Source organism: Brevibacillus sp. HB2.2, assembly GCF_013284275.1.
In the GTDB taxonomy this organism is placed as follows: domain Bacteria; phylum Bacillota; class Bacilli; order Brevibacillales; family Brevibacillaceae; genus Brevibacillus; species Brevibacillus brevis_D.
In genome coordinates this window covers 1-19,498 of record NZ_JABSUV010000009.1, presented here as the reverse complement: position 1 = coordinate 19,498, position 19,498 = coordinate 1, and the positions used below count along the sequence as shown (strand labels likewise).

The 19,498-nt window shown below is 49.5% G+C and carries 19 protein-coding genes; all 19 read right to left on the bottom strand.

The genetic code is table 11. The features are described from left to right. Positions 1 to 96: 96 nt before the first annotated feature. The 19 genes from kynB to HP401_RS08170 all read right to left on the bottom strand — a co-directional run bounded on the left by kynB (position 97) and on the right by HP401_RS08170 (position 18,994). A complete protein-coding gene (gene kynB / locus HP401_RS08260) occupies positions 97 to 717 on the bottom strand; it encodes an arylformamidase (RefSeq protein WP_173604701.1) in 621 nt (206 codons plus the stop codon). Between the two features lie 137 nt (positions 718 to 854). Next, positions 855 to 2,033 carry an ATP-binding protein gene (locus HP401_RS08255; protein ID WP_173604700.1) on the bottom strand — a complete coding sequence of 393 codons (1,179 nt, stop codon included), beginning with the start codon at positions 2,031 to 2,033 and terminating at the stop codon, positions 855 to 857. Positions 2,034 to 2,216: 183 nt separating this feature from the next. Then, complete coding sequence (locus HP401_RS08250) at positions 2,217 to 2,741, bottom strand: phage tail protein (protein ID WP_173604699.1); 525 nt, start codon at positions 2,739 to 2,741, stop codon at positions 2,217 to 2,219. A gap of 15 nt (positions 2,742 to 2,756) precedes the next feature. Then, positions 2,757 to 3,266 carry a phage tail protein gene (locus HP401_RS08245; RefSeq protein ID WP_173604698.1) on the bottom strand — a complete coding sequence of 170 codons (510 nt, stop codon included), beginning with the start codon at positions 3,264 to 3,266 and terminating at the stop codon, positions 2,757 to 2,759. 27 nt (positions 3,267 to 3,293) lie between these two features. Next, positions 3,294 to 3,809: a phage tail protein gene (locus tag HP401_RS08240; protein WP_173604697.1), complete on the bottom strand. Its 516-nt coding sequence runs from the start codon at positions 3,807 to 3,809 to the stop codon at positions 3,294 to 3,296. Between the two features lie 54 nt (positions 3,810 to 3,863). Then, positions 3,864 to 4,340, bottom strand: a complete 477-nt coding sequence (locus HP401_RS08235; RefSeq protein WP_173604696.1) for a GNAT family N-acetyltransferase — start codon at positions 4,338 to 4,340, stop codon at positions 3,864 to 3,866. Between the two features lie 206 nt (positions 4,341 to 4,546). Then, a complete protein-coding gene (gene pyrE / locus HP401_RS08230; RefSeq protein WP_087349934.1) occupies positions 4,547 to 5,185 on the bottom strand; it encodes an orotate phosphoribosyltransferase in 639 nt (212 codons plus the stop codon). A gap of 27 nt (positions 5,186 to 5,212) precedes the next feature. After that, positions 5,213 to 5,950, bottom strand: a complete 738-nt coding sequence (gene pyrF, locus HP401_RS08225) for an orotidine-5'-phosphate decarboxylase (RefSeq protein ID WP_309145116.1) — start codon at positions 5,948 to 5,950, stop codon at positions 5,213 to 5,215. A 15-nt stretch (positions 5,951 to 5,965) separates the two neighbouring features. Beyond that, positions 5,966 to 9,178, bottom strand: a complete 3,213-nt coding sequence (carB, locus tag HP401_RS08220; RefSeq protein ID WP_173604695.1) for a carbamoyl-phosphate synthase large subunit — start codon at positions 9,176 to 9,178, stop codon at positions 5,966 to 5,968. Further along, complete coding sequence (locus HP401_RS08215) at positions 9,162 to 10,259, bottom strand: carbamoyl phosphate synthase small subunit (protein ID WP_173604694.1); 1,098 nt, start codon at positions 10,257 to 10,259, stop codon at positions 9,162 to 9,164. The genes carB and HP401_RS08215 overlap by 17 nt, the downstream gene beginning before the upstream one ends. 55 nt (positions 10,260 to 10,314) lie before the next feature. After that, the gene (locus HP401_RS08210) at positions 10,315 to 11,595 is read right to left on the bottom strand and encodes a dihydroorotase (protein ID WP_142496493.1); all 1,281 of its coding nucleotides are present in this window, start codon (positions 11,593 to 11,595) and stop codon (positions 10,315 to 10,317) included. Further along, positions 11,562 to 12,503: an aspartate carbamoyltransferase catalytic subunit gene (locus HP401_RS08205; RefSeq protein ID WP_173604792.1), complete on the bottom strand. Its 942-nt coding sequence runs from the start codon at positions 12,501 to 12,503 to the stop codon at positions 11,562 to 11,564. Before HP401_RS08205 ends, HP401_RS08210 begins: the two co-directional genes overlap by 34 nt. 177 nt (positions 12,504 to 12,680) lie before the next feature. Then, positions 12,681 to 14,030, bottom strand: a complete 1,350-nt coding sequence (locus tag HP401_RS08200; protein WP_015892038.1) for a solute carrier family 23 protein — start codon at positions 14,028 to 14,030, stop codon at positions 12,681 to 12,683. A 175-nt stretch (positions 14,031 to 14,205) separates the two neighbouring features. Further along, on the bottom strand, positions 14,206 to 14,745 hold the full coding sequence (pyrR, locus tag HP401_RS08195; RefSeq protein ID WP_007728461.1) for a bifunctional pyr operon transcriptional regulator/uracil phosphoribosyltransferase PyrR: 540 nt from the start codon (positions 14,743 to 14,745) through the stop codon (positions 14,206 to 14,208). 224 nt (positions 14,746 to 14,969) lie between these two features. Continuing rightward, positions 14,970 to 16,331 (bottom strand): TolB-like translocation protein, encoded by a 1,362-nt coding sequence (locus tag HP401_RS08190; protein WP_173604693.1) that lies wholly within the window; start codon positions 16,329 to 16,331, stop codon positions 14,970 to 14,972. A 99-nt stretch (positions 16,332 to 16,430) separates the two neighbouring features. Further along, entirely contained in the window at positions 16,431 to 16,832 is a 402-nt protein-coding gene (locus HP401_RS08185) for a VOC family protein (protein WP_087349944.1), read from the bottom strand. Positions 16,833 to 16,850: 18 nt separating this feature from the next. Beyond that, positions 16,851 to 17,780 carry an RluA family pseudouridine synthase gene (locus tag HP401_RS08180; protein ID WP_015892041.1) on the bottom strand — a complete coding sequence of 310 codons (930 nt, stop codon included), beginning with the start codon at positions 17,778 to 17,780 and terminating at the stop codon, positions 16,851 to 16,853. Positions 17,781 to 17,825: 45 nt separating this feature from the next. Beyond that, positions 17,826 to 18,275, bottom strand: coding sequence for a signal peptidase II (lspA, locus tag HP401_RS08175; protein WP_172140206.1), 450 nt, complete (start codon positions 18,273 to 18,275; stop codon positions 17,826 to 17,828). A gap of 77 nt (positions 18,276 to 18,352) precedes the next feature. Further along, positions 18,353 to 18,994 (bottom strand): serine/threonine-protein kinase, encoded by a 642-nt coding sequence (locus HP401_RS08170; protein ID WP_015892043.1) that lies wholly within the window; start codon positions 18,992 to 18,994, stop codon positions 18,353 to 18,355. Between the last annotated feature and the right edge of the window lie 504 nt (positions 18,995 to 19,498).

The window sequence follows — 19,498 nt, the reverse complement described above, 5'->3', positions numbered from 1 at the left end:
TATTTTTTCATTCCCTTCATACATACGCCGTGATGATGGTTTTTGTGGTTACCCTGTTATTATTCGAGAAAATCACTGCTTTATCAATATGTAGCGTTACGAACGACGCAAGATTGCACGTACCGGACTTCCATCTGCTTCTACTAAAGGAAGCGGCAGTGCGATCAATTCATAATCACCCGGTTCTACATGATCGAGGAGAAGCCCCTCCAAAATATGAATATCATGCTGGTGAAGCCCATGATGAGCAGCCAGTTCCTTACTGTCCAACGGATCGACAGATGGGACATCTACTCCGATCAGCCGAATGCCCTTTTTGGCAAAGAACGCTGGCAAGTCCGCTCGCAGATGACAGATTGTTGACGGAAACTGATTGGGGTCGCTCCATGATAATGTTTTGAGCAGCAAGCGTTCCACACCCTCCAGATCAACCTGGGCAAAATCTTCCGGACCAATGCTGGAGTGTCCAGTAAGCTCTACCACTCTTGCCTCTCCGATGTACAAGTCTAGAGGTAATTCAGCTATTTTTCGGCCATCATCATCGAAGTGAAATGGAGCATCCACATGAGTACCTGTGTGAATACTCATGGTTATTTTGCCGACATTGACTGAGCCACTCTCCGCTTTGGGCCAGTTTACGACATAGTGAAAGGGAGTGTCCCCCGGCCAGGTCGGCATACCTGCCATGAACGGACGGGATATATCTATTATTTTCATCGTATAACCTCCACCTTCCAGCAACTATTCAAGCCTATACTCAGCGTACAAAAAAGACTGTATTGAGTCAATATTCTAACATTTGTACCAAAAAAAGACTGCAGCTTGATAGCGTGCCGACAGTCTTTTCGTTGATTTCAGATTCTACTGTGAAGAGACAGGTAATCCCACACTTCATCATAAATTCCGTTATCATCCACTTGTTTCAAATGTTCTTTCAAAGTCCTCAACCACTCAATGGTTGTTGGATACGTAGCTGCAATGGCCTCCCGTAGATCGCTCATTTGAATGGGGCGGTCGACCCCTTTTGTTACGACATCATGCCATACCTGCTCCGTCGCGAGCTCCACTACATACTCGATGTCTGCCCCCGAATAAAACTCCGTCCATCCTGCTAACTGCTCATAATTTAGCATCTCAGTGGGACGGCCCTCCAGTTTTAGGCGAAAAATATCCTCCCGTGCTTGCCGATCTGGCGGTCCGACAAAAATCCAGTGATCAAAGCCGGCCGCTCGGAGCATGGATGGCTCCAATTCCCACGGGACGTTGGTTGCACCCATCAGGACGAGTCGTTCGTCGTACTCGCCTGCCTCCGCTATCGTCTGAAGCCATTTGGAATCGAGCCCCTGTCTAGGATAGGAGTTCGCATGCTCTTCGTAATGGCTGGAAGCCTCCAGTTCATCTAAAAAAAACAGAAACGGTTTATTGGCAGGGGTTGTTGCCAGTAAGTCATGGATGTTAAACTGCCTGTTCGATGGCGTATACATACTTCGACCGCCTGTGTTCGCCATGGAGAAAAACTGAGCCTGGCATTCTTCTGCGATTGCTTTTGCCAGCAAAGATTTTCCACACCCCGACGGGCCGTAAAGTAAGATGGTACTTTTCTTTTGAGGCAACCGTTGCGAAATAGGCTGTAGGAGTCTTTGAAAGATTACCTCTTTTACTCGTCCAAGCCCGCCGACCATTCCAAAGCCCGCCGTTTTCTCAACGAGTTGAACCGATTTCGTAGTGGCCTTCCCTTTTCCCCCTTCAATGACGCGTATCTTAGGTGAAAACAACGTAGTGTATGTAGAGGAATCCTTCTGATTGATCCCTTTTAACGTCCGCGAATAGGGGGATTCTTTTTGTAGCTTGTTGAGCTCGATCACAATTTTTTCCTTCATCGCTTCATTACCATAGGCAAGGGCCTGCGTAAACGCCTGTAAAGCCTCCGTACGATCCCCCTGCTCAGCATGCTCTAACCCTAACAACAGCCATACTGGTGCATTGCGTTGATCGCTCGTCAACATGCTTTTCAGTATTTCTATCTTCGTCATCTGCTTCATCCTCTGCGATCGTTCTGCTTCAAGCGATCGTTTAGTATCACGGACATATCCATTATAATGCATACCTCTCGCAAGAAGAATACGAAAAATAGGAAAAGATGGAAGCAGGGCTGTGACCGTCACGCGAAAAAGACGCCCCCAGCTGCACAGCATTGGGCGTCCAAAATTCAGTCTCTATCCTTTCGCCGGATAAACTCCGCCTTCCACACAAATGATGAACGAGAGTCCGAGATAAGGTTGCATATTATTATGAGGCTGAGTCCCGCCTGTGGTTCCAATTGCTTGCGGGCTAAGCTGTGTCCCATCACTCGTGTTGGAGTAAGGAATGATACTTCCCCGACCACCAGTGGATGACCATTTCGCCCCTGTTGGCGTATCCCCTGTAGGCGTTGAGCACGCATTGGGAACATGCGTATGCGCCGGAATTTCGTTTTGTAGCAGTGTTATCTTGGCTGCGCCATCGGTCTGACCTGCCGTACGTGGTGTCAATCCAGGTCCTTCCCCCTGGTTCATCGGGGCTGTGCCTCTTAAATTGGGAAGTGCAAATGTGGTCTTGCCATCGCCGCCATACTTTGTTCCCAATATCGAATACAAAATAGGATTGGAAGGGATCGCAAGCAGTTGTCCATCACAAAAAGCCCAGTCCCTCGGCGGGAAGTTGCCAGCGAAGATACGAATTTCTCCAATATACGGATCCATATGATAGTGCCTCCTCTAGTTTCTTGGCGGGTAAATCCCTTGAATCGCGATGCAAAAATTCCCGACCAAATACGGCTGCATATTCGTATGAGGTGCACTGTTTCCTACCGTTTGCAACGCACTCTCACTCATCGTTGTATCAGGGGTTGTCCCATAGGTTGTGGTGGATGCTTGTGCCCAGTAGTTCCCAGCGCTCGTTTTTTCATTGGCACCTGTATTCGAACCCGTCGCGGTATGGGTATGAGCGGGTATTTCGTTTGTTGTTAATACATGCGTTTCTTCTCCGGCTGACATACCAAGCGGTACCATTGGACGATCTTGTTGATTGTTTTTATGAACGGGGACACGCCCTCTTAAATCTGGTAAAGCAAAATTGTTTTTCCCGTCCCCCCCATAAACAGCTCCTAACAAGGAAAACAGTGCCTGGTTTCCATTGAGAGGCAACAACGCACCATTACACAAAGCCCAACCCTTTGGCGCAAATGGAAAGGGAAAAAATCGAATTTCTCCAAGAAATGGTTCCACGTAAAATCCTCCTGTTCGATTGGAATGTTAATTTTGTTGAGGATAGATCCCATACAGGGCAATGATGAAATTAATAACCGTAAACGGCATCAGGTTACTGTGTGGTTGATTTCCACCTACAGTACTCAAGCTGGACGCGTTCATCAATCCATCAGGTGCATTTGTTGAATATAGCTGCGTATTCTTTGCCCATACAGCATTGGCAGGGCTATTCTGCGTTCCTGGCTGCGATGATGCATGGACCGTATGCGTATGCGCGGGCAATTGTGGGACGTTTAAGGTGACGGATTCTACACCATTTTTTTCACCTATCACGAAGGTAGTTCCTGTGCTCGGATTTTTCCCTTGATGGAGCGGGATACGCCCCCGTAAATCAGGCAACGCAAAAGTCGTTTGTCCATCCCCACCATATGTGAATCCAATCAAACTAAACAATGTGTCGTTTTCCGAAATAGATAAAATCTGTCCCTCGCATAATGCCCATCCTTGTGGTGCATAATCTCCCCCAAACATCCTGATTTCTCCAAGAAATGGCTCTGCCATGTTGCTTCCTCCTTATGTACAGTGGTTATTTCCCTTGTCAAACGAATAAACTGGTCATTTTTGCAGAAGTGGTTGCCATTCCATTTGCATATACAGCCCCGTTGAGTCGGTCACGATGAAATGAAGTCGTTCATATAATCGAAAGGCAGGATTCCCTTGTAAAACATGTAAACGGATCGGTAATTGGATAGCTTCAGCCTCTTTTTGCAGATCGCCAATAATGGCAGAACCAACACCCTGTCCTCGATAAGCAAGCAGCAAAGAAATATCAACAAGATGCAGTGCTTCTCCACTCGTATCCGTGATCAAACGACCGATAGGCTGCCCGGATCGCAGAATGATTTGATGATTTTGAGCGGGAAATTGCATTTGGTAAGATTTCTGCTGCATGATAAACTGCGACTGTAAAAAAGCAAGCTTGTCCGACTCACTCCAACCCCAAAGTGCCATTTCTTCGATTCTCGTAGAACAGTACAATTCCCAAATAAATGACTCGTCTTGCTCATATTCAAAAGGTCTGGTATGTACCATAATCCTCCTTGTAGTAATCGTTGTACTTTTCTGAAATCCTTCCTGATTAAATCACAATCATCCATCATGATATCATTATCCAAATTCTTTCTAACACTAACTAAAGTTAGCTCTTTTACATGAAAAACGGGTCCAGATTACGATCCATGACGAAACAAAAAAGAGTAGGACGGTTTGACCCCGCCCTACTCTTCATCATGTCTCCCTTATTCAAAAAAAGTACGCGGGGATTTCCGCCATTCGCCCAATACTTTTTCCTGTTCGCTAGTAATAACCCCTTGCTCTGAAGCTACTTCCAAAAGCGCTGTATAATTCGAAATGGTGGAGCAAGGAATGCCTGCTTCCTCAAACAAGGCTTGGGCATCCGGGAACTGATAGCTGAAAATGGCTACGACCCCCAGTACCTCTCCACCCTCTGCCTGTACCGCTTGCGCTGCTTTCAAGGAGCTGCCTCCTGTGGAAATCAGGTCTTCAATCACGACGACCTTTTGACCAGCCGCCAATGCGCCCTCGATCTGGTTTTGGCGACCGTGGCCTTTTGCCTTGTCCCGTACGTAGATCATAGGCAGGTCAAGCAGCTCCGCAACCCATGCAGCATGTGGAATACCAGCAGTCGCTGTTCCCGCAACGACTTGCGCATCTGGGTACTGCTCCTTGATCAGATCGGCAAATGCTCTCGCAACGGCACGGCGCACATGCGGATAGGACATCGTGATCCGGTTGTCGCAGTAGATCGGGGATTTAATCCCGGACGTCCATGTAAAAGGCTGCTCCGGACGCAGATGAACTGCCCCGATTTCGAGAAGATTCGCTGCAATTTGTTTAGCGGTTGTCATTGTCGTCATTTCACTTACTCCCTCCAGCTGGCTACTTTACGAACGATCTTTTTCCACTGCTGCGACGATACTTTGCCATACCCCTACCGGATCTTTAGCACCCGTAATGGCGCGTCCGATTACGAGGTAATCACTGCCCAAGCGGAATGCCTGTTCTGGCGTCGTGATACGCGTCTGATCACCTTGATCTGCTCCCAGTGGGCGAATTCCTGGCGTTACGGTTACAAAGGCGTCTCCGACATCTTTTTTGATCATCGGTACTTCTAGTGGAGAAGCAACGACCCCATCCAAACCCGCTTGCTTGGTCATCCGTGCATAGTGCACGACAACATCTTCTACCGCACCTGGTATTGCCAATTCTTGATTCATCGTTTGCAAACCAGTGGATGTCAGCATCGTTACACCGATCAGGAGGGGACGAGCAGCACCTGCCGCTGTCCCTTGCTCCAAGCCTTCTCTCGCTGCCGCCATCATGGCTACGCCGCCTGCCGCATGAACGTTTACCATGTCTGCTCCCAGTCGCGCCAGGCTTCTCATCGCGCCTTTTGCTGTATTGGGAATATCATGAACCTTCAAGTCGAGGAACACGCTGAGTCCTTTTTCTTTCAAGAAAGAAACGATCGCTGGCCCTTCTGCGTAAGCGAGCTCCATCCCTACTTTTACATAACGGATATGCCCCTGTAGCGGCTCGATGCACTTCTTGACTTCATCCAGTGTGGAAAAGTCGAGCGCAACAATCATGCGTTCGCGAATATCAGTTAGTTGTTGTTGCACGCTGCTCTCCCCTTTTTATACAGATACTGCCACTTTGGCACCAGCACGCTGGGCTGGCATTGCTTCTGTAGAGAATGTGATCGTCTCCAGTACGTGCAGGAGAGCGGAAGCTGTATCGAGTGAAGTCAAGCATACGGCGCCGTTCTCTACCGCTTCCCGACGAATGCGGAAGCCGTCGCGTTGTGGCGTTTTGCCTTTTGTCAGTGTATTGAGTACGATGTTCGCTTCGCCTGTATGGATGACATCCAACAGATTTGGCGTGCCTTCGGACAATTTGCTTACGCGTGTGACTTGCAGTCCCGCTTGCTCCAAATAATCGGCTGTGCCTGCGGTTGCCATCAGCTTGAAGCCGAGGTGGCGGAAGCGTTTCACGATGTCCAGCGCTTCTTCCTTGTCTTTGTCAGCAACAGTCACGAGCAAGGTGCCTTGTGTCGGGATATTCATGCCTGCTGCGACCAAGCCTTTGTACAACGCTTTTGCCAGAGTGCTCTCGCGTCCCATGACTTCTCCGGTCGATTTCATTTCAGGGCCGAGCGTAATATCAACGCGGCGCAGCTTTGCGAAGGAGAAGACTGGTACTTTGACAGAAACCATCGACTCCTCTGGATGGTAGCCCGGTGTAAAGCCTTGTTCCATGATAGAGTGACCAAGGATCGCTTTCGTCGCGATGTTCGCCATTGGAATCCCCGTTACTTTCGAAAGGAATGGCACGGTACGGGACGAACGCGGATTGACCTCGATTACGTATGGGCGATCTTTATAGATGACGAACTGGATGTTGAGCAAGCCTTTGATTTGCAGGGCACGCGCCAGCTTCGTCGTCATGTCGATCAGCTCATCCTTAATCGCTTGGGACAAGGATTGCGGAGGATATACGGCGATAGAGTCACCGGAGTGCACCCCTGCGCGTTCGATATGCTCCATGATGCCTGGGATCAAAACGTTTTCGCCGTCGCAAATCGCATCGACTTCCGCTTCTATTCCGACCATGTAACGGTCTACCAGTACCGGGTGATCAGGGTTTACCTTCACCGCTTTTTCCATGTACTCCAACAGTTCGGACTGGTTGTAGACGATTTCCATCGCACGTCCGCCAAGTACGTAGGATGGGCGCACCAGGACTGGGAAGCCAAGACCCTCTGCCGCCACTACTGCCTGATCGACTGACGTAACCGTTTTGCCTGGTGGTTGGGCGATTTCCAGCTCACGCAGCAGTGCTTCGAACTTCTCGCGGTTTTCCGCTGCGTCGATGTTTTCCAGACTCGTACCCAAGATTTTGATTCCGCGTGCAGTCAGCTTGTCAGCCAGATTGATCGCGGTTTGTCCGCCGAATTGTACGATGACACCCTCTGGTTTTTCTACATCGAGAATGTTCATGACGTCTTCAATGTACAGCGGCTCGAAGTACAGGCGATCAGAGGTGTTGAAGTCTGTAGAAACGGTCTCCGGGTTGTTGTTGATGATCACTGCCTCATAGCCCGCTTCTCTCAGTGCCCAGACGGCGTGTACCGTTGCATAGTCAAACTCGATTCCTTGACCGATGCGGATTGGTCCGGAGCCCAGTACCACCACGCGTTTTTTGCCTGTCTCGATGCGCTCGTCTTCTACTTCATAAGCGGAGTAGTAGTACGGTGTTTGCGCCTCAAATTCTGCCGCGCAAGTATCTACCATTTTATATACAGGTACAAAGCCTTTTTCTTTGCGCATGGCGTGTACCGCTTCTTCTGTCTCACCGCACAGCTCGGCAATTTTACGGTCCGTGAAGCCCATGCGTTTTGCTTCGTATAGCTTCTCGCTCGTCAAGCCTTTTGCCAGTTCCGTTTCAAAGGCAATCATTTTATGGAACTTGTGCAGGAAGAACAGATCGATCTTGGTCAGGCTGTGCAGTTGTTCGATCGTCCAGCCACGGCGCAGTGCTTCTGCCAGCAGGAAGAGGCGTTCGTCATCTGCGTGCACCAGACGTGCTTTCAGGTCGTCCTCGCTGATTTCGCCTGCTCCCTTAATCTCAATGTGATAGCTGCCGATTTCCAAGGAGCGGATGGCCTTCATGATCGATTCTTCAAAAGTCCGACCGATTGCCATTACTTCTCCAGTCGCTTTCATTTGCGTACCGAGCTTGCGGTTGGCGGATTGGAACTTGTCGAACGGCCAACGTGGGATTTTGCTGACGATGTAGTCCAGTGTTGGCTCGAAGCATGCATATGTTTGACCTGTCACCGGGTTTTTCAGTTCGTCCAACGTGTAGCCGATTGCGATTTTGGCTGCCATCTTTGCAATTGGGTAGCCTGTTGCCTTGGAAGCCAGTGCAGAAGAGCGGCTCACACGCGGGTTCACTTCGATCACGTAGTACTGGAAGCTGTGCGGGTCGAGTGCGTATTGTACGTTGCAGCCACCCTCGATACCGAGCGCCCGAATGATGTTCAGAGCCGATGTGCGCAGCATTTGATACTCGCGGTCAGCCAGTGTTTGGCTAGGCGCCACTACGATGGAGTCACCAGTATGCACACCGACTGGGTCGATGTTTTCCATGTTGCAGACGACGATGCAGTTGTCGTTGGCATCACGCATCACTTCGTATTCGATTTCTTTCATGCCGGCAATGCTTTTCTCGATCAAGCATTGCGTAATCGGGGAGTATTTCAATCCGCTTGCGACGATCTCGCGGAGGGTTTCTTCATCATCACAAATTCCGCCGCCTGTACCACCCAAGGTGTAGGCAGGACGAACGATGATGGGATAACCGATTTCGTTTGCAAAATCAACCGCTTCTTCTATCGTGCTCACGATGACTGATTCAGGTACTGGCTCGCCCAGTTCATTCATGAGGGAGCGGAACAGGTCGCGGTCTTCTGCTTGCTTGATCGATTCCAGCTTCGTTCCGAGCAGCTTTACATTTTCTTGCTCGAGAACTCCTGCTTCTGAGAGGGCAACAGCCATGTTCAAGCCCGTTTGACCGCCAAGTGTAGGCAGTAGTCCATCCGGCTTCTCTTGACGAATGACGCGCGCTACGAATTCAGGTGTGATTGGCTCGATATATACTTTGTCCGCCATGTTTGTATCCGTCATGATGGTCGCCGGGTTGGAGTTGATCAGAACTACCTCCATACCCTCTTCTTTTAACGCTTCGCATGCTTGCGTGCCTGCATAGTCAAATTCTGCAGCCTGCCCGATGACGATTGGTCCAGAGCCGATTACGAGGATTTTTTTCAGATTATCTTGTTTTGGCATGAGTTTTTTCCTCCTTAGCTGTTTCCATCATCGCAAGAAACTGGTCGAACAGGTAGCCGGAATCATACGGCCCTGGAGCTGCTTCTGGATGGTACTGTACTGAGAATGCATTCTTCGCCGCATGACGTACACCTTCGATGGTGCCATCATTCAGGGCGATATGTGTAACTTCCAACTCCGTGTCTGCGAGCGAGTCTTCTTTTACTGCATAGCTGTGGTTCTGGGATGTGATATAGGTGCGTCCGGTTGGCAGCTCTTTTACTGGATGGTTGCCGCCACGGTGTCCGAATTTCATTTTCGTCGTGTCAGCGCCAGATGCCAGCGCGAACAGTTGGTGACCGAGGCAAATTCCGAACAGAGGATATTCACCCAAGATTTCGCGAATCATCTCTACAGCTTGCGGTACGTCCTTCGGGTCCCCAGGGCCATTGGACAAAAGTATCCCGTCCGGTTGAATGCGGCGAATCTCTTCTGCTGTTACATTGTAAGGTACAACGACTACGTCACAGTTGCGCTTGGTCAACTCGCGCAAAATCCCGTGCTTGGCTCCGAAGTCTACCAGTACTACCCGATGACCTGAACCTGGGCAGCTGAAGACGCTTTTCGTAGAAACGCGTGGTACTTGGTCTGTCATCAATGTCGTGCCGTTCAGGGCAGCAACCAATTCAGCCAACGGGGCTTCACTGGTGGTAATCATGCCCTTCATGGTGCCGTGGTAACGAATTTTTCTCGTCAGCATCCGGGTGTCGATTCCAGCAATGCCCGGAATTTCGTATGTTTTCAACAGTTCATCGAGTGTGTTCGTATTGCGCCAGTTGCTCGGTGCCTCGCAATGCTCGCGAACAACGAAGCCGTGAATGTATGGACGAACAGCTTCAAAGTCGTCCCGATTGATCCCGTAATTTCCGATTAGCGGGTAAGTCATGGTGACGATCTGTCCGCAGTAGGATGGGTCGGACAAAACCTCCTGATAGCCAGTCAGCCCTGTATTGAAAACCACTTCCCCGTAGGACTCCTTTGTCGCTCCAAATGCCGTCCCGATAAATTCTGTTCCATCTTCCAAGATCAATCTTGCACGCATTTATGCTCCTCCTCCATTGTCGTGTAAAAACTTTTGTCTTGTCTGTCAGTCGTTTTTACACGTTTTGATATACGATCTTTCCATCTACCAGCGTCAGCGTCGGCCAGCCTTTGCATACCCAACCAGCAAATGGTGTGTTGATTCCTTTACTTGCGAATGTGCTTGGGTCAATTGTTTTTTCCGTTTCCAGATCCATCACAGTCAGGTCTGCTGGTGCGCCTACTTCCAGACGTCCATATGGCAGTTTGAATGCTTCTGCTGGCTTCACGGTCAACAGCTCAACCAGCTTCTTCAAGGTCAGCTCTCCCGTTTGTACGAGATTTGTGTACAACAGCGGGAATGCTGTCTCCAGTCCGACGATTCCGAATGGTGCACGGTTGATCCCGTTGGCTTTTTCCTCTTGGGTGTGTGGTGCATGGTCGGTTGCGATCATATCAATGGTGCCGTCTTTTAATCCCGCAATCAGTGCGGCGCGATCTTCACGAGAGCGCAGGGGCGGGTTCATTTTCCAATTTGTATCCAGATTGTCTGGGATATCCTCGTCGCACAGCAAGAGATGATGCGGACTGACTTCACACGTTACATTCACGCCAGCGCGTTTTCCGTCGCGTACCAGACGCACCGACTCTTTTGCGCTGATGTGACATACGTGGTAGTGCACACCTGTCTGCTCTGCCAGCAAAATATCGCGGCCAACGTGGATGGACTCTGACTCAGAAGGAATTCCTGGGAGTCCGTGTCGAGCTGCAACCACCCCGTCATGCAAAGCTGCTCCCGGGATCAATAGGTCTTCGTCCTCACAGTGAGCGACGATTGCGATACCGAGCTCTGCTGCTTTTTGCATGGCCTTTTTCATCATGGCGGTTGATTGGACACCCACACCGTCATCTGTCAGCGCGAAGATCCCTGCTTCTTTTAACCCAGCGAAATCCGTCAGCTCTTTTCCCAATTGGCGAACAGTAATCGCACCATACGGGATGACGCGCGCCATACCTGCCTCGCTCGCTTTGTCCAAAATGTAGGTCACAGTCTCGACACTATCGATGGATGGTCGTGTGTTTGGCATGCATGCTACCGTTGTAAATCCGCCTTGTACGGCTGCTTTTGCCCCTGTTTCGATCGTTTCTTTATGTTCAAAGCCTGGTTCACGCAGATGTACGTGGGCATCGATGAGACCCGCGCTAATCATACCCCCGTGGCAATCGATCCAATCATGCCCCTCGCGATCGAGTGTTTCCCCCATCGCTGTGATTCTTCCCTTTTCCACCAATATTTCCATCGGGGTGAGTTCCCCCGCCTGATTTAGTACGTTGCCGTTGCCAAGGATGATTCCCATGTCATTTCGCTCCCTTTCAAAAGAGTTTCTAGAACTGCCATTCTTGCTGCGACTCCGTTGGTCACTTGGGTTTGGATCAAGGACGTTTCGCATTCTACCAAATCGGTATGAATCTCAACCCCGCGATTGACGGGTGCCGGATGCATGATAACTGCGCCGGACTTCATCATTTTGGCCCTATCCAGTGTGAGCCCATGTGCCTTGTGATATTCTTCCTTTGATAGATAGAGGGATTCCGCATGGCGCTCCAGCTGCACGCGCAGCATCATGACCACATCTGCGGTTTGAACCGCTTCTTCCATTTCCACGATCTTCACACCTTGCGGGATACGCGCCGGCATCATCGTAGCAGGACCTGAGAGCAGCAGATTCACACCGAGCTTCGGCAGCGCATGCAGGTGAGAACCGAGCACGCGGCTGTGGCGCAGGTCTCCAATGATCGCAACCGTGAGACCAGAGAGCTTGCCAAACTGCCTTTTCATGGTCAAAAGATCGAGCAGGCATTGGGTCGGGTGCTCATTCGTTCCATCTCCCGCGTTGATCAGCTTCAGGTCTACGCTTTCAGCCAGCTCTTGCAGCAGGCCTTCCTTCTTGGTGCGGATCACGGCTGCTTCCACACCCATTGCTTCCAAGGTGCGGATTGTGTCATAGACCGTCTCGCCCTTTACAGTAGAGGAGGTTTCCGGAATGAAGTTCAAAACATGTGCGCCCAGTCGCTTTTGTGCTACTTCAAAAGAAAAGCGGGTTCTGGTGCTGGCCTCGAAGAACAGATTCGCGACAAACCGTCCGCGCAGGATATCCGCTTGCTCAGTTGGTCTGGCAGCCCAATACTCTGCTCGCTCGAGGAGCTGGATGATCTGTTCTTTCGATAAGTCTTTGAGGCCAATCAGGTGCGCTACATTTTTCATCATGAATCCCTCCGATTCTTTAATGTTCAAAAGAAAAAGCTTCTTGGCATCGCTTTGCATCTGGAGGCAAGCGAGACAAGAAGCTGGTTGAGTGCCTTTTTGGGCAGCCAAAACAGCGTTCTTTGCCTTGCCAGCCTCTCTGGACTGGATTTAAAGGATTGGGAACGTATAGGCTATTTATTTTTGTTCTTCAAGATGCGCTTCTCCCATCGCGGACGCTTTTCCTGGAAGGATCAGGTGCAGAATAATTCCCAGGAAGGTAGAGAGTGCGATATTATCGATGGTCAGGTCGCTCAGGAAAGCGATACCTGTACTCGCAAAGCTGATTTTGTATCCGCCGATTCCCGTGACGAGGATGACGGCTGCGAGAATCATGTTGCGCTTGTCTGCAAAATTCACTTTGTGCTCGACGTACATCCGCAAGCCTTGTGCCGCGATGATACCGAACAGGATGATGGAGACACCGCCAAGTACCGGCGTTGGAATCGTCATTAAAATGGCGCTAACCTTACCAGCGAAGGCGAACATGATTGCCAGTACAGCCGCCAGACCGATGACCACTCGGCTGTATACCTTAGTCATTGCTAGAACACCGATGTTTTCTCCATATGTCGTTGCTGGCGGACCTCCCAAGATAGCTGCCAGTGAGGTTGCCACCCCGTCTCCGAGCAAGCTGCGGTGCAGACCCGGATTTTTCATCAGATCGCGATCCATGACCTTGCTCGTTACCAGCAAGTGACCCAAATGCTCTGCCAGCGTGACGAAAGCGACTGGCGCGATGACCAGTGCTGCGATCCATGCAGAGCCGTCACCTATCACACTCATCACTTCGGTAAATTTGAAGTGCTCCGCAAACATTTTTTGTGGCGTGATGAACCAGTCTGCTTCTACTACTTTTTGAAAGTTAATCAGTTCAGGGTGACGCAGCAGTGTGTATACATAACCTGTAACCATACCGATCAAGATGGGGATAAGACCAAGGAAACCGCGCAGCATAACTGCTGCAAGCACTGTTATGACCACAGTTACGAGCGAGATTTCAATCGATGTCAATGACATTTGCGATTGACCATCTACAGTGACTTTCGTTGCCATGTCTACTGCTACGCCAGCCAGGCTCAGACCAATCACGACGATGACAGAGGCGATGACAACTGGTGGCAGTACCCGATCGAGCCATTTGACCCCTGCCTTCTTCACGATTCCGGCGACGATGATGTACACAATCCCGGAGAGGAAGCAGCCTAAGAGTGCGGTCCCTACTCCATGTGATTGACTCACGACGATAATCGGACCGATGAAAGCGAAGGAAGAACCGAGGTAGTTCGGCAGCTTTCCTTTGGTGATCCACAGGAACAACAGGGTTCCAATCCCACTTGCCATGAGCGCCGTTGCAACATCCAGCCCCGTTAAGATCGGCACCAATACAGTCGAGCCGAACATCGCGAACAAGTGTTGAATACTAAGTGGCAGCAATCGCGAAATATGTGGTGTTTCGTCTACATCGATGTAATTTTTCTGGCTCATGCCTGTATGCCCCCTGTGTTGTTTCATTCAAAACTTCTTTTATACAAAAAGCTTCTTTTTATACAAAAAACCTCTTTGTGCGGGCACAAAGAGGCTAGCTTCGCCATAGTCATGGGAAGTATCTTGCCTCTTGCCGACCTCACAGGATCGTTTTTAAAGAGGAATCCTATTCTTTTTACAGTAGCTGTCGGATGGAGACAATGTCCATAACGTCCACTTCTGCCAATTGTACATCGACAATTTCCGTTCTAGCAGTTGGGAGGTTTTTTCCGACGAAATCAGGGCGGATTGGCAGCTCGCGATGACCGCGATCAACCAGCACAGCCAGTTGAATCATCCGTGGGCGACCGTTATCAATCAGTGCATCCAATGCGGCACGCACCGTTCTTCCCGTGTAGAGAACATCATCGACCAGAATCACCGTCTTGCCTGTAATTTGATCCGGTAGCTTGGAGCCTTGCAAAATGGCATCTTCGGACTTGTGCTGAAGATCGTCGCGATAAAACGTAATGTCCAGCTCACCGACTGGGACTTTCACATTTTCAATCATTTCGATTCTTTCCACAAGGCGCTGCGCGAGATAGATCCCTCTGGTCTTAATCCCCACGATAATGAGATCCTCTACACCTTTATTTCGCTCAATAATTTCATGTGCGATTCGCGTGAGCGCGCGGCGGATCGCTGCTTCATCCATAATAACGCTTTTGTTGATCATCTCAATATCCCCCTTTTCGACGGGAACAGTGGACCTTACGAAAAAAGGCTCCTTGTCAGGAGACAAGAAGCCCTCGGACAAACTGACCGGACTTTTAAGCGTCCCGCCTGTTTGTCATTCCGTGCCCTTGCCAGCCTCTCTGGACTGGATTAAAAGGTTCCATTCGTCATGTAGAATTATGTCACGATTCTGGACGGGTGTCAATGCAGCCCGGAAAAGTCTAACTATTCCCAATAGACGCTGACCCACGGTGGCAAATAGTTCGCATAATAACCAATGTCCCCTGTCATGTTTTTGATCAGCTCGACTTGTTTGTCCGCATCCTCACCAATTCCTTGGATAAACAAAGAGCCGTGCTCCGCTCGATCCAGCCGCAAGAAAAGAAGCTGTTTTCCATCTGGAGACGGTGCAGGATAATAGTCGGCTGTATTCGCTTCCCCTTTTGTCACCTGCTGCTCCGCTCCATCTGCGGACCGCCGCCAGATGCCTTGTTCCGGTACCATGACCTTCTTCGGATCATATGAATACTCTGTAGCCAAGCCTCTGGTGAAAAGCAGCGTGTACGGAGCTTTTGGAATCCATACCGGATAAGTGTCTACCACCACTGGACCAGGGCTGACTGTTTTGACCTTTCCTGCTCGATCCGCTAGCTTTAACTGCTTGTTAGTCGTGGCGGTCCGGTCAGTACCATCGACAAAAGCGAGCTGTTCGCCATTTGGTGTCCAGGCAAGCCAATCAGGATAAGCCAATCCTGTTCCTAGGTCTATTGGCTTTTTGGCAGGCTGTGTCAAATCAAACCATTGAATCGGTACGCCATCAGCAGACAAGGAGCCTGAGTTATACCTGACAAAGTAGGCCACAGCCTTCCCATCCGGCGATACTTTTAAACCTGTCGCTGCCCATGGGTAGATGCCTTCCTCCACTTTTGGCGGTTCTGCAATCGGGTAGGCAGCCAACGGTTTACCTGCAAGTGTGCGCAAGGCCAGCGTCATCGGCTTATTTTTTTCGGCTGGTAGTGAGACAAGCATGTTTTCCCCATCCGGCATCCAGGCAAAATCTTCGAAGTCAGCCTTCGTTGTACTTTGCAAAGCTAATTCTCCATGCTCTTGAACGTCTTTTACGATCAGCAATAGTCTCGGGGCTTCATTACTGCCGACATTCACGGTGTACGCGAGCTTGTTCGCTTTCGGAGACCATTTTGGCGTTTCAAAAACCGCTCGCTCGTCTACCTGCACAGCTTTGCTGCCGTCAGCTCTGACGATCCACACATAGCCTGGTGTCGAGTAATTGTCGTTGCCTTTGTATTTCACGAACAGGAGCCACTTGCCATCTGGCGACCAACCCACGATCTGTGCATAGCCATCCTTGGTGATTTGCTTGATCTTTCCCGTTGCATCCCGTCCATCTACCAAAAACAAATGCTGGTTGCTCGTAAATGCGATTTTTGCCGGAACGCTTATTTCCTTGTTCATGCGCTCTGGCCCTTGGCTTTGGGCTGCCACCTTTGCTTCACCGTTTGCTGTGACAAGTACAACCAAAAGGACAAACAGACCGAACAGCTTCCCCCATTTTCCGATCACAGGCATTCACTCCTTACACTCTCTATTGAAAGTTGAAAAAAACGCCAGAAGAAAGTAATAAGCTCTCTACTAGCGTTTTCCAATCCAACTGCCATTATGTAAGTGTCATAGGAAGACTTGCTGCAACAACAAGAAACGATTGCCATACAGATCCTTGAAAATAACCTCTATGCCATACATTACTTCATTTGGTTCACTCACAAACTCCACGCCGCGTTGACGCAGTGTTTCGTATGTGGACCAAAAATCATCCGTATGCCAAACCCACATTGGATTTTTGCCGACCTGACGAAGCATTTCCTGCGCAACGTCTTCCCGATGCCAATGGGTAGGGTCATGCAATACAATCTCTAGCTCCTGCCCTGGAAGACCGACGGTGAGCCAACGAGAACCATCATCCATCCGAGAATCCATGCGTTTTTCGAAACCGAGTTTTTCCGTGTAAAACCGCAATGCATCTTCACAGTCGTGAACGTACAGTGTCACATGCGCTAATCTTTTTAGCACGGCTATTCCCCCTGTTCTCTACGCTTGTCTGAGAACTTCGATGACGTCAAGCATTTCCTTCGGCATTGGCGCTTCGAACTCGAGCTGCTCTCCTGTACGGGGATGGATGAATCCCAGCGTTTTCGCATGCAAAGCTTGTCCATCGAGCTCCAATGTATTTTTCGGACCGTATTTCGGGTCGCCCGCCAGTGGATAGTCAATGTACTTCATGTGTACGCGAATTTGATGGGTACGCCCTGTTTCGAGTTTCAATTCCACCATCGTGTACTCTTTGAAGCGCTCCAGCACGATAAAATGTGTAACAGCCGGCTTGCTGTTTTCAAAAACGACCGCCATTTGCTGGCGATTTTTCGGATCGCGCCCGATCGGTGCTTCAATTGTTCCCATTTCATGCGGGATGACCCCATGAACAAGCGCGACATACTTCCGATTGACCGTATGTGCTTTCAACTGTTCAGCCAACCCCATATGTGCCTTGTCGTTCTTGGCTACCATCAAAAGACCGGACGTATCCTTGTCAATACGATGGACAATTCCCGGACGCAAAACGCCATTGATTCCGGACAAATCCTTGCAATGAGCCAAAAGCCCATTGACGAGTGTCCCACTGTAATGACCAGGAGCAGGATGCACGACGAGACCACGTGGTTTATTCACGACCACGACATCGCTATCCTCGTATACAATATCAAGCGACATCTCTTCTGGCTGGATCGCCATTTCCTTTGGCGGCGGAACACGGAGGGTCACTTCGTCCTCTGCCTGTAGCTTGTAGTTGTTTTTGATCGGTTCACCATTTACAGTAACACGGCCTTCCTTTACCCAAGCCTGTACCTGTGAACGGGACCAATCTTCATTTTGCAGCGTGATAAACTTGTCGATGCGCTCGTTCTTATCTGCTGGGTCTACCGTCCAATCGTAACGTTCAAACAATTGCGTGTCATTCATGTATGTTCTCCACCTATCCGAGCTTTCCCACTATTATTCTCATGACTATCTGTTTTTCTTCCCATCCAGAAAAACATCGAGAAGCAAAATCCCCACACCAATCGTGATGGCCATATCCGCCACATTAAAGATCGGGAAGTGAATCAACGTAAAATCGAGAAAATCTACGACTTGACCGGACATCGCACGATCAATGAAATTCCCCACGGCTCCACCCAAGACAAATGACAGCGCCAACGATGCACGAGGTTGTTTTTTTCCCAAGCGAATCAAGGAAATGACAATCCCAATCACAACGACAGCGGTAATGGCGATAAAAAACCAACGTCGATTTTGCAGGATACCAAACGCCGCTCCCATGTTTCGATGGGAAGTTAGATGAAAGACGTCCGCGATCAAAGGAATGGATTCTCCCAGTTCCATATACTTCACGACTAAATACTTTGTAAACTGATCAAGCGCAATAATTACTGCCGCAATGAGATAGTACCACAATGGAATGTCCTCCTTATTCTGCTTCGACCAGCAACTGTACAAACACAATGTCAAATGATCATTTTACCAGAGACCGCCTACGTGAACAAGCGCTTTCCTTTTTTGAACAGTCGATAGCCTTTGCGTACGACTTCCAGCATCCACAATGGAATTTTCCATCCACGATCCTTGATAAATGGCAGATACACCTTGTAGTACGCCTTGCGTAAATCTCGCCATTTCGTGTCTGTATCATTGACATAGTAATCCGATACGTCAATCAGATAACCTCGTCCCTGATCCATTAATACATTTTTCCCATGGACATCATGCGGAAACAAGCCCTTCCTGCGGGCCTCTTCTAATGCTTCCTCCACGTCTTCAATCACCTGCGGAGGAATCGGAATACCAAAGCGGACACAGTCAAACAAGGGGATACCGTTCATCCGCGAAATGACCAAGTATCCTTCCCCATAATCATAACAGATGGGGAAGGAACGAGTCTCCCCTAGCTTGCGATAGACTTCGATTTCCTGTTCGGCTCCTGGTCGTCCAGGTGCGTACAGCTTGATTACTACCTTTGGATAGTCCGGGTGGGCAAATACGGCAGCATAATTGCCGGTACCGACCAGTTCCCACGGGTATGGCGTGTGGTGTACAACGACTGGATCATCTGGCGACAGACTCTCCACTTGAACTTCCTGTAAAAAAGCTTGTAATATATGCTGATCGATCCGCATCGTTTCTCATCATCTCTCATCAGTTACCGACTTCGAACTACGTTTAAAACAAAATTAATGAAGGTTCATCTACTACGATCATTCAGACATTTCCTATAAGGGGCAAAAAATCCTTTACACTGGTTGGGGCCAGGAAGTCCTGTCCGATTCCAATGAAAGGATTGCATATGGACAAGAATACCTCATTTTTTTGATTTGGTAAATGGGGCTCTTGCACGTTGCTGTTGTGGTGGGGAGGAAACAGGAGAAAACGCTCAGATTCTAGGGCCACCCCTTGTGGGATTGACTGCACGGCTCCATGAAAAAAACGAAACCCGCGTCCAAAGTCGTCCTTTCAGGAGGCCTCTCAGAGGTGGACGCTAAAAGCTTGTTTCTCTTTTTTTCATTGCGCCTCGGTCGGTGTCCCTAAGATCTTCGCTTATTTCTCCTGTTTCCTCTACGAGTTTTCTGTGTTTCCACGCATTTTAAAGCTTTGAAAGAATGAAGAATGTGATCAGTTACGTC

Excerpts from the sequence above, each read along its gene's own strand:
- kynB (WP_173604701.1), bottom strand. The coding sequence starts at position 717 with ATGAAAATAATAGATATATCCCGTCCGTTCATGGCAGGTATGCCGACC.
- HP401_RS08255 (WP_173604700.1), bottom strand. The coding sequence starts at position 2,033 with ATGACGAAGATAGAAATACTGAAAAGCATGTTGACGAGCGATCAACGC.
- HP401_RS08250 (WP_173604699.1), bottom strand. The coding sequence starts at position 2,741 with ATGGATCCGTATATTGGAGAAATTCGTATCTTCGCTGGCAACTTCCCG.
- HP401_RS08240 (WP_173604697.1), bottom strand. The coding sequence starts at position 3,809 with ATGGCAGAGCCATTTCTTGGAGAAATCAGGATGTTTGGGGGAGATTAT.
- HP401_RS08235 (WP_173604696.1), bottom strand. The coding sequence starts at position 4,340 with ATGGTACATACCAGACCTTTTGAATATGAGCAAGACGAGTCATTTATT.
- pyrE (WP_087349934.1), bottom strand. The coding sequence starts at position 5,185 with ATGACGACAATGACAACCGCTAAACAAATTGCAGCGAATCTTCTCGAA.
- carB (WP_173604695.1), bottom strand. The coding sequence starts at position 9,178 with ATGCCAAAACAAGATAATCTGAAAAAAATCCTCGTAATCGGCTCTGGA.
- HP401_RS08215 (WP_173604694.1), bottom strand. The coding sequence starts at position 10,259 with ATGCGTGCAAGATTGATCTTGGAAGATGGAACAGAATTTATCGGGACG.
- HP401_RS08210 (WP_142496493.1), bottom strand. The coding sequence starts at position 11,595 with ATGGGAATCATCCTTGGCAACGGCAACGTACTAAATCAGGCGGGGGAA.
- HP401_RS08205 (WP_173604792.1), bottom strand. The coding sequence starts at position 12,503 with ATGAAAAATGTAGCGCACCTGATTGGCCTCAAAGACTTATCGAAAGAA.
- HP401_RS08200 (WP_015892038.1), bottom strand. The coding sequence starts at position 14,030 with ATGAGCCAGAAAAATTACATCGATGTAGACGAAACACCACATATTTCG.
- pyrR (WP_007728461.1), bottom strand. The coding sequence starts at position 14,745 with ATGATCAACAAAAGCGTTATTATGGATGAAGCAGCGATCCGCCGCGCG.
- HP401_RS08190 (WP_173604693.1), bottom strand. The coding sequence starts at position 16,331 with ATGCCTGTGATCGGAAAATGGGGGAAGCTGTTCGGTCTGTTTGTCCTT.
- HP401_RS08180 (WP_015892041.1), bottom strand. The coding sequence starts at position 17,780 with ATGAATGACACGCAATTGTTTGAACGTTACGATTGGACGGTAGACCCA.
- HP401_RS08170 (WP_015892043.1), bottom strand. The coding sequence starts at position 18,994 with ATGCGGATCGATCAGCATATATTACAAGCTTTTTTACAGGAAGTTCAA.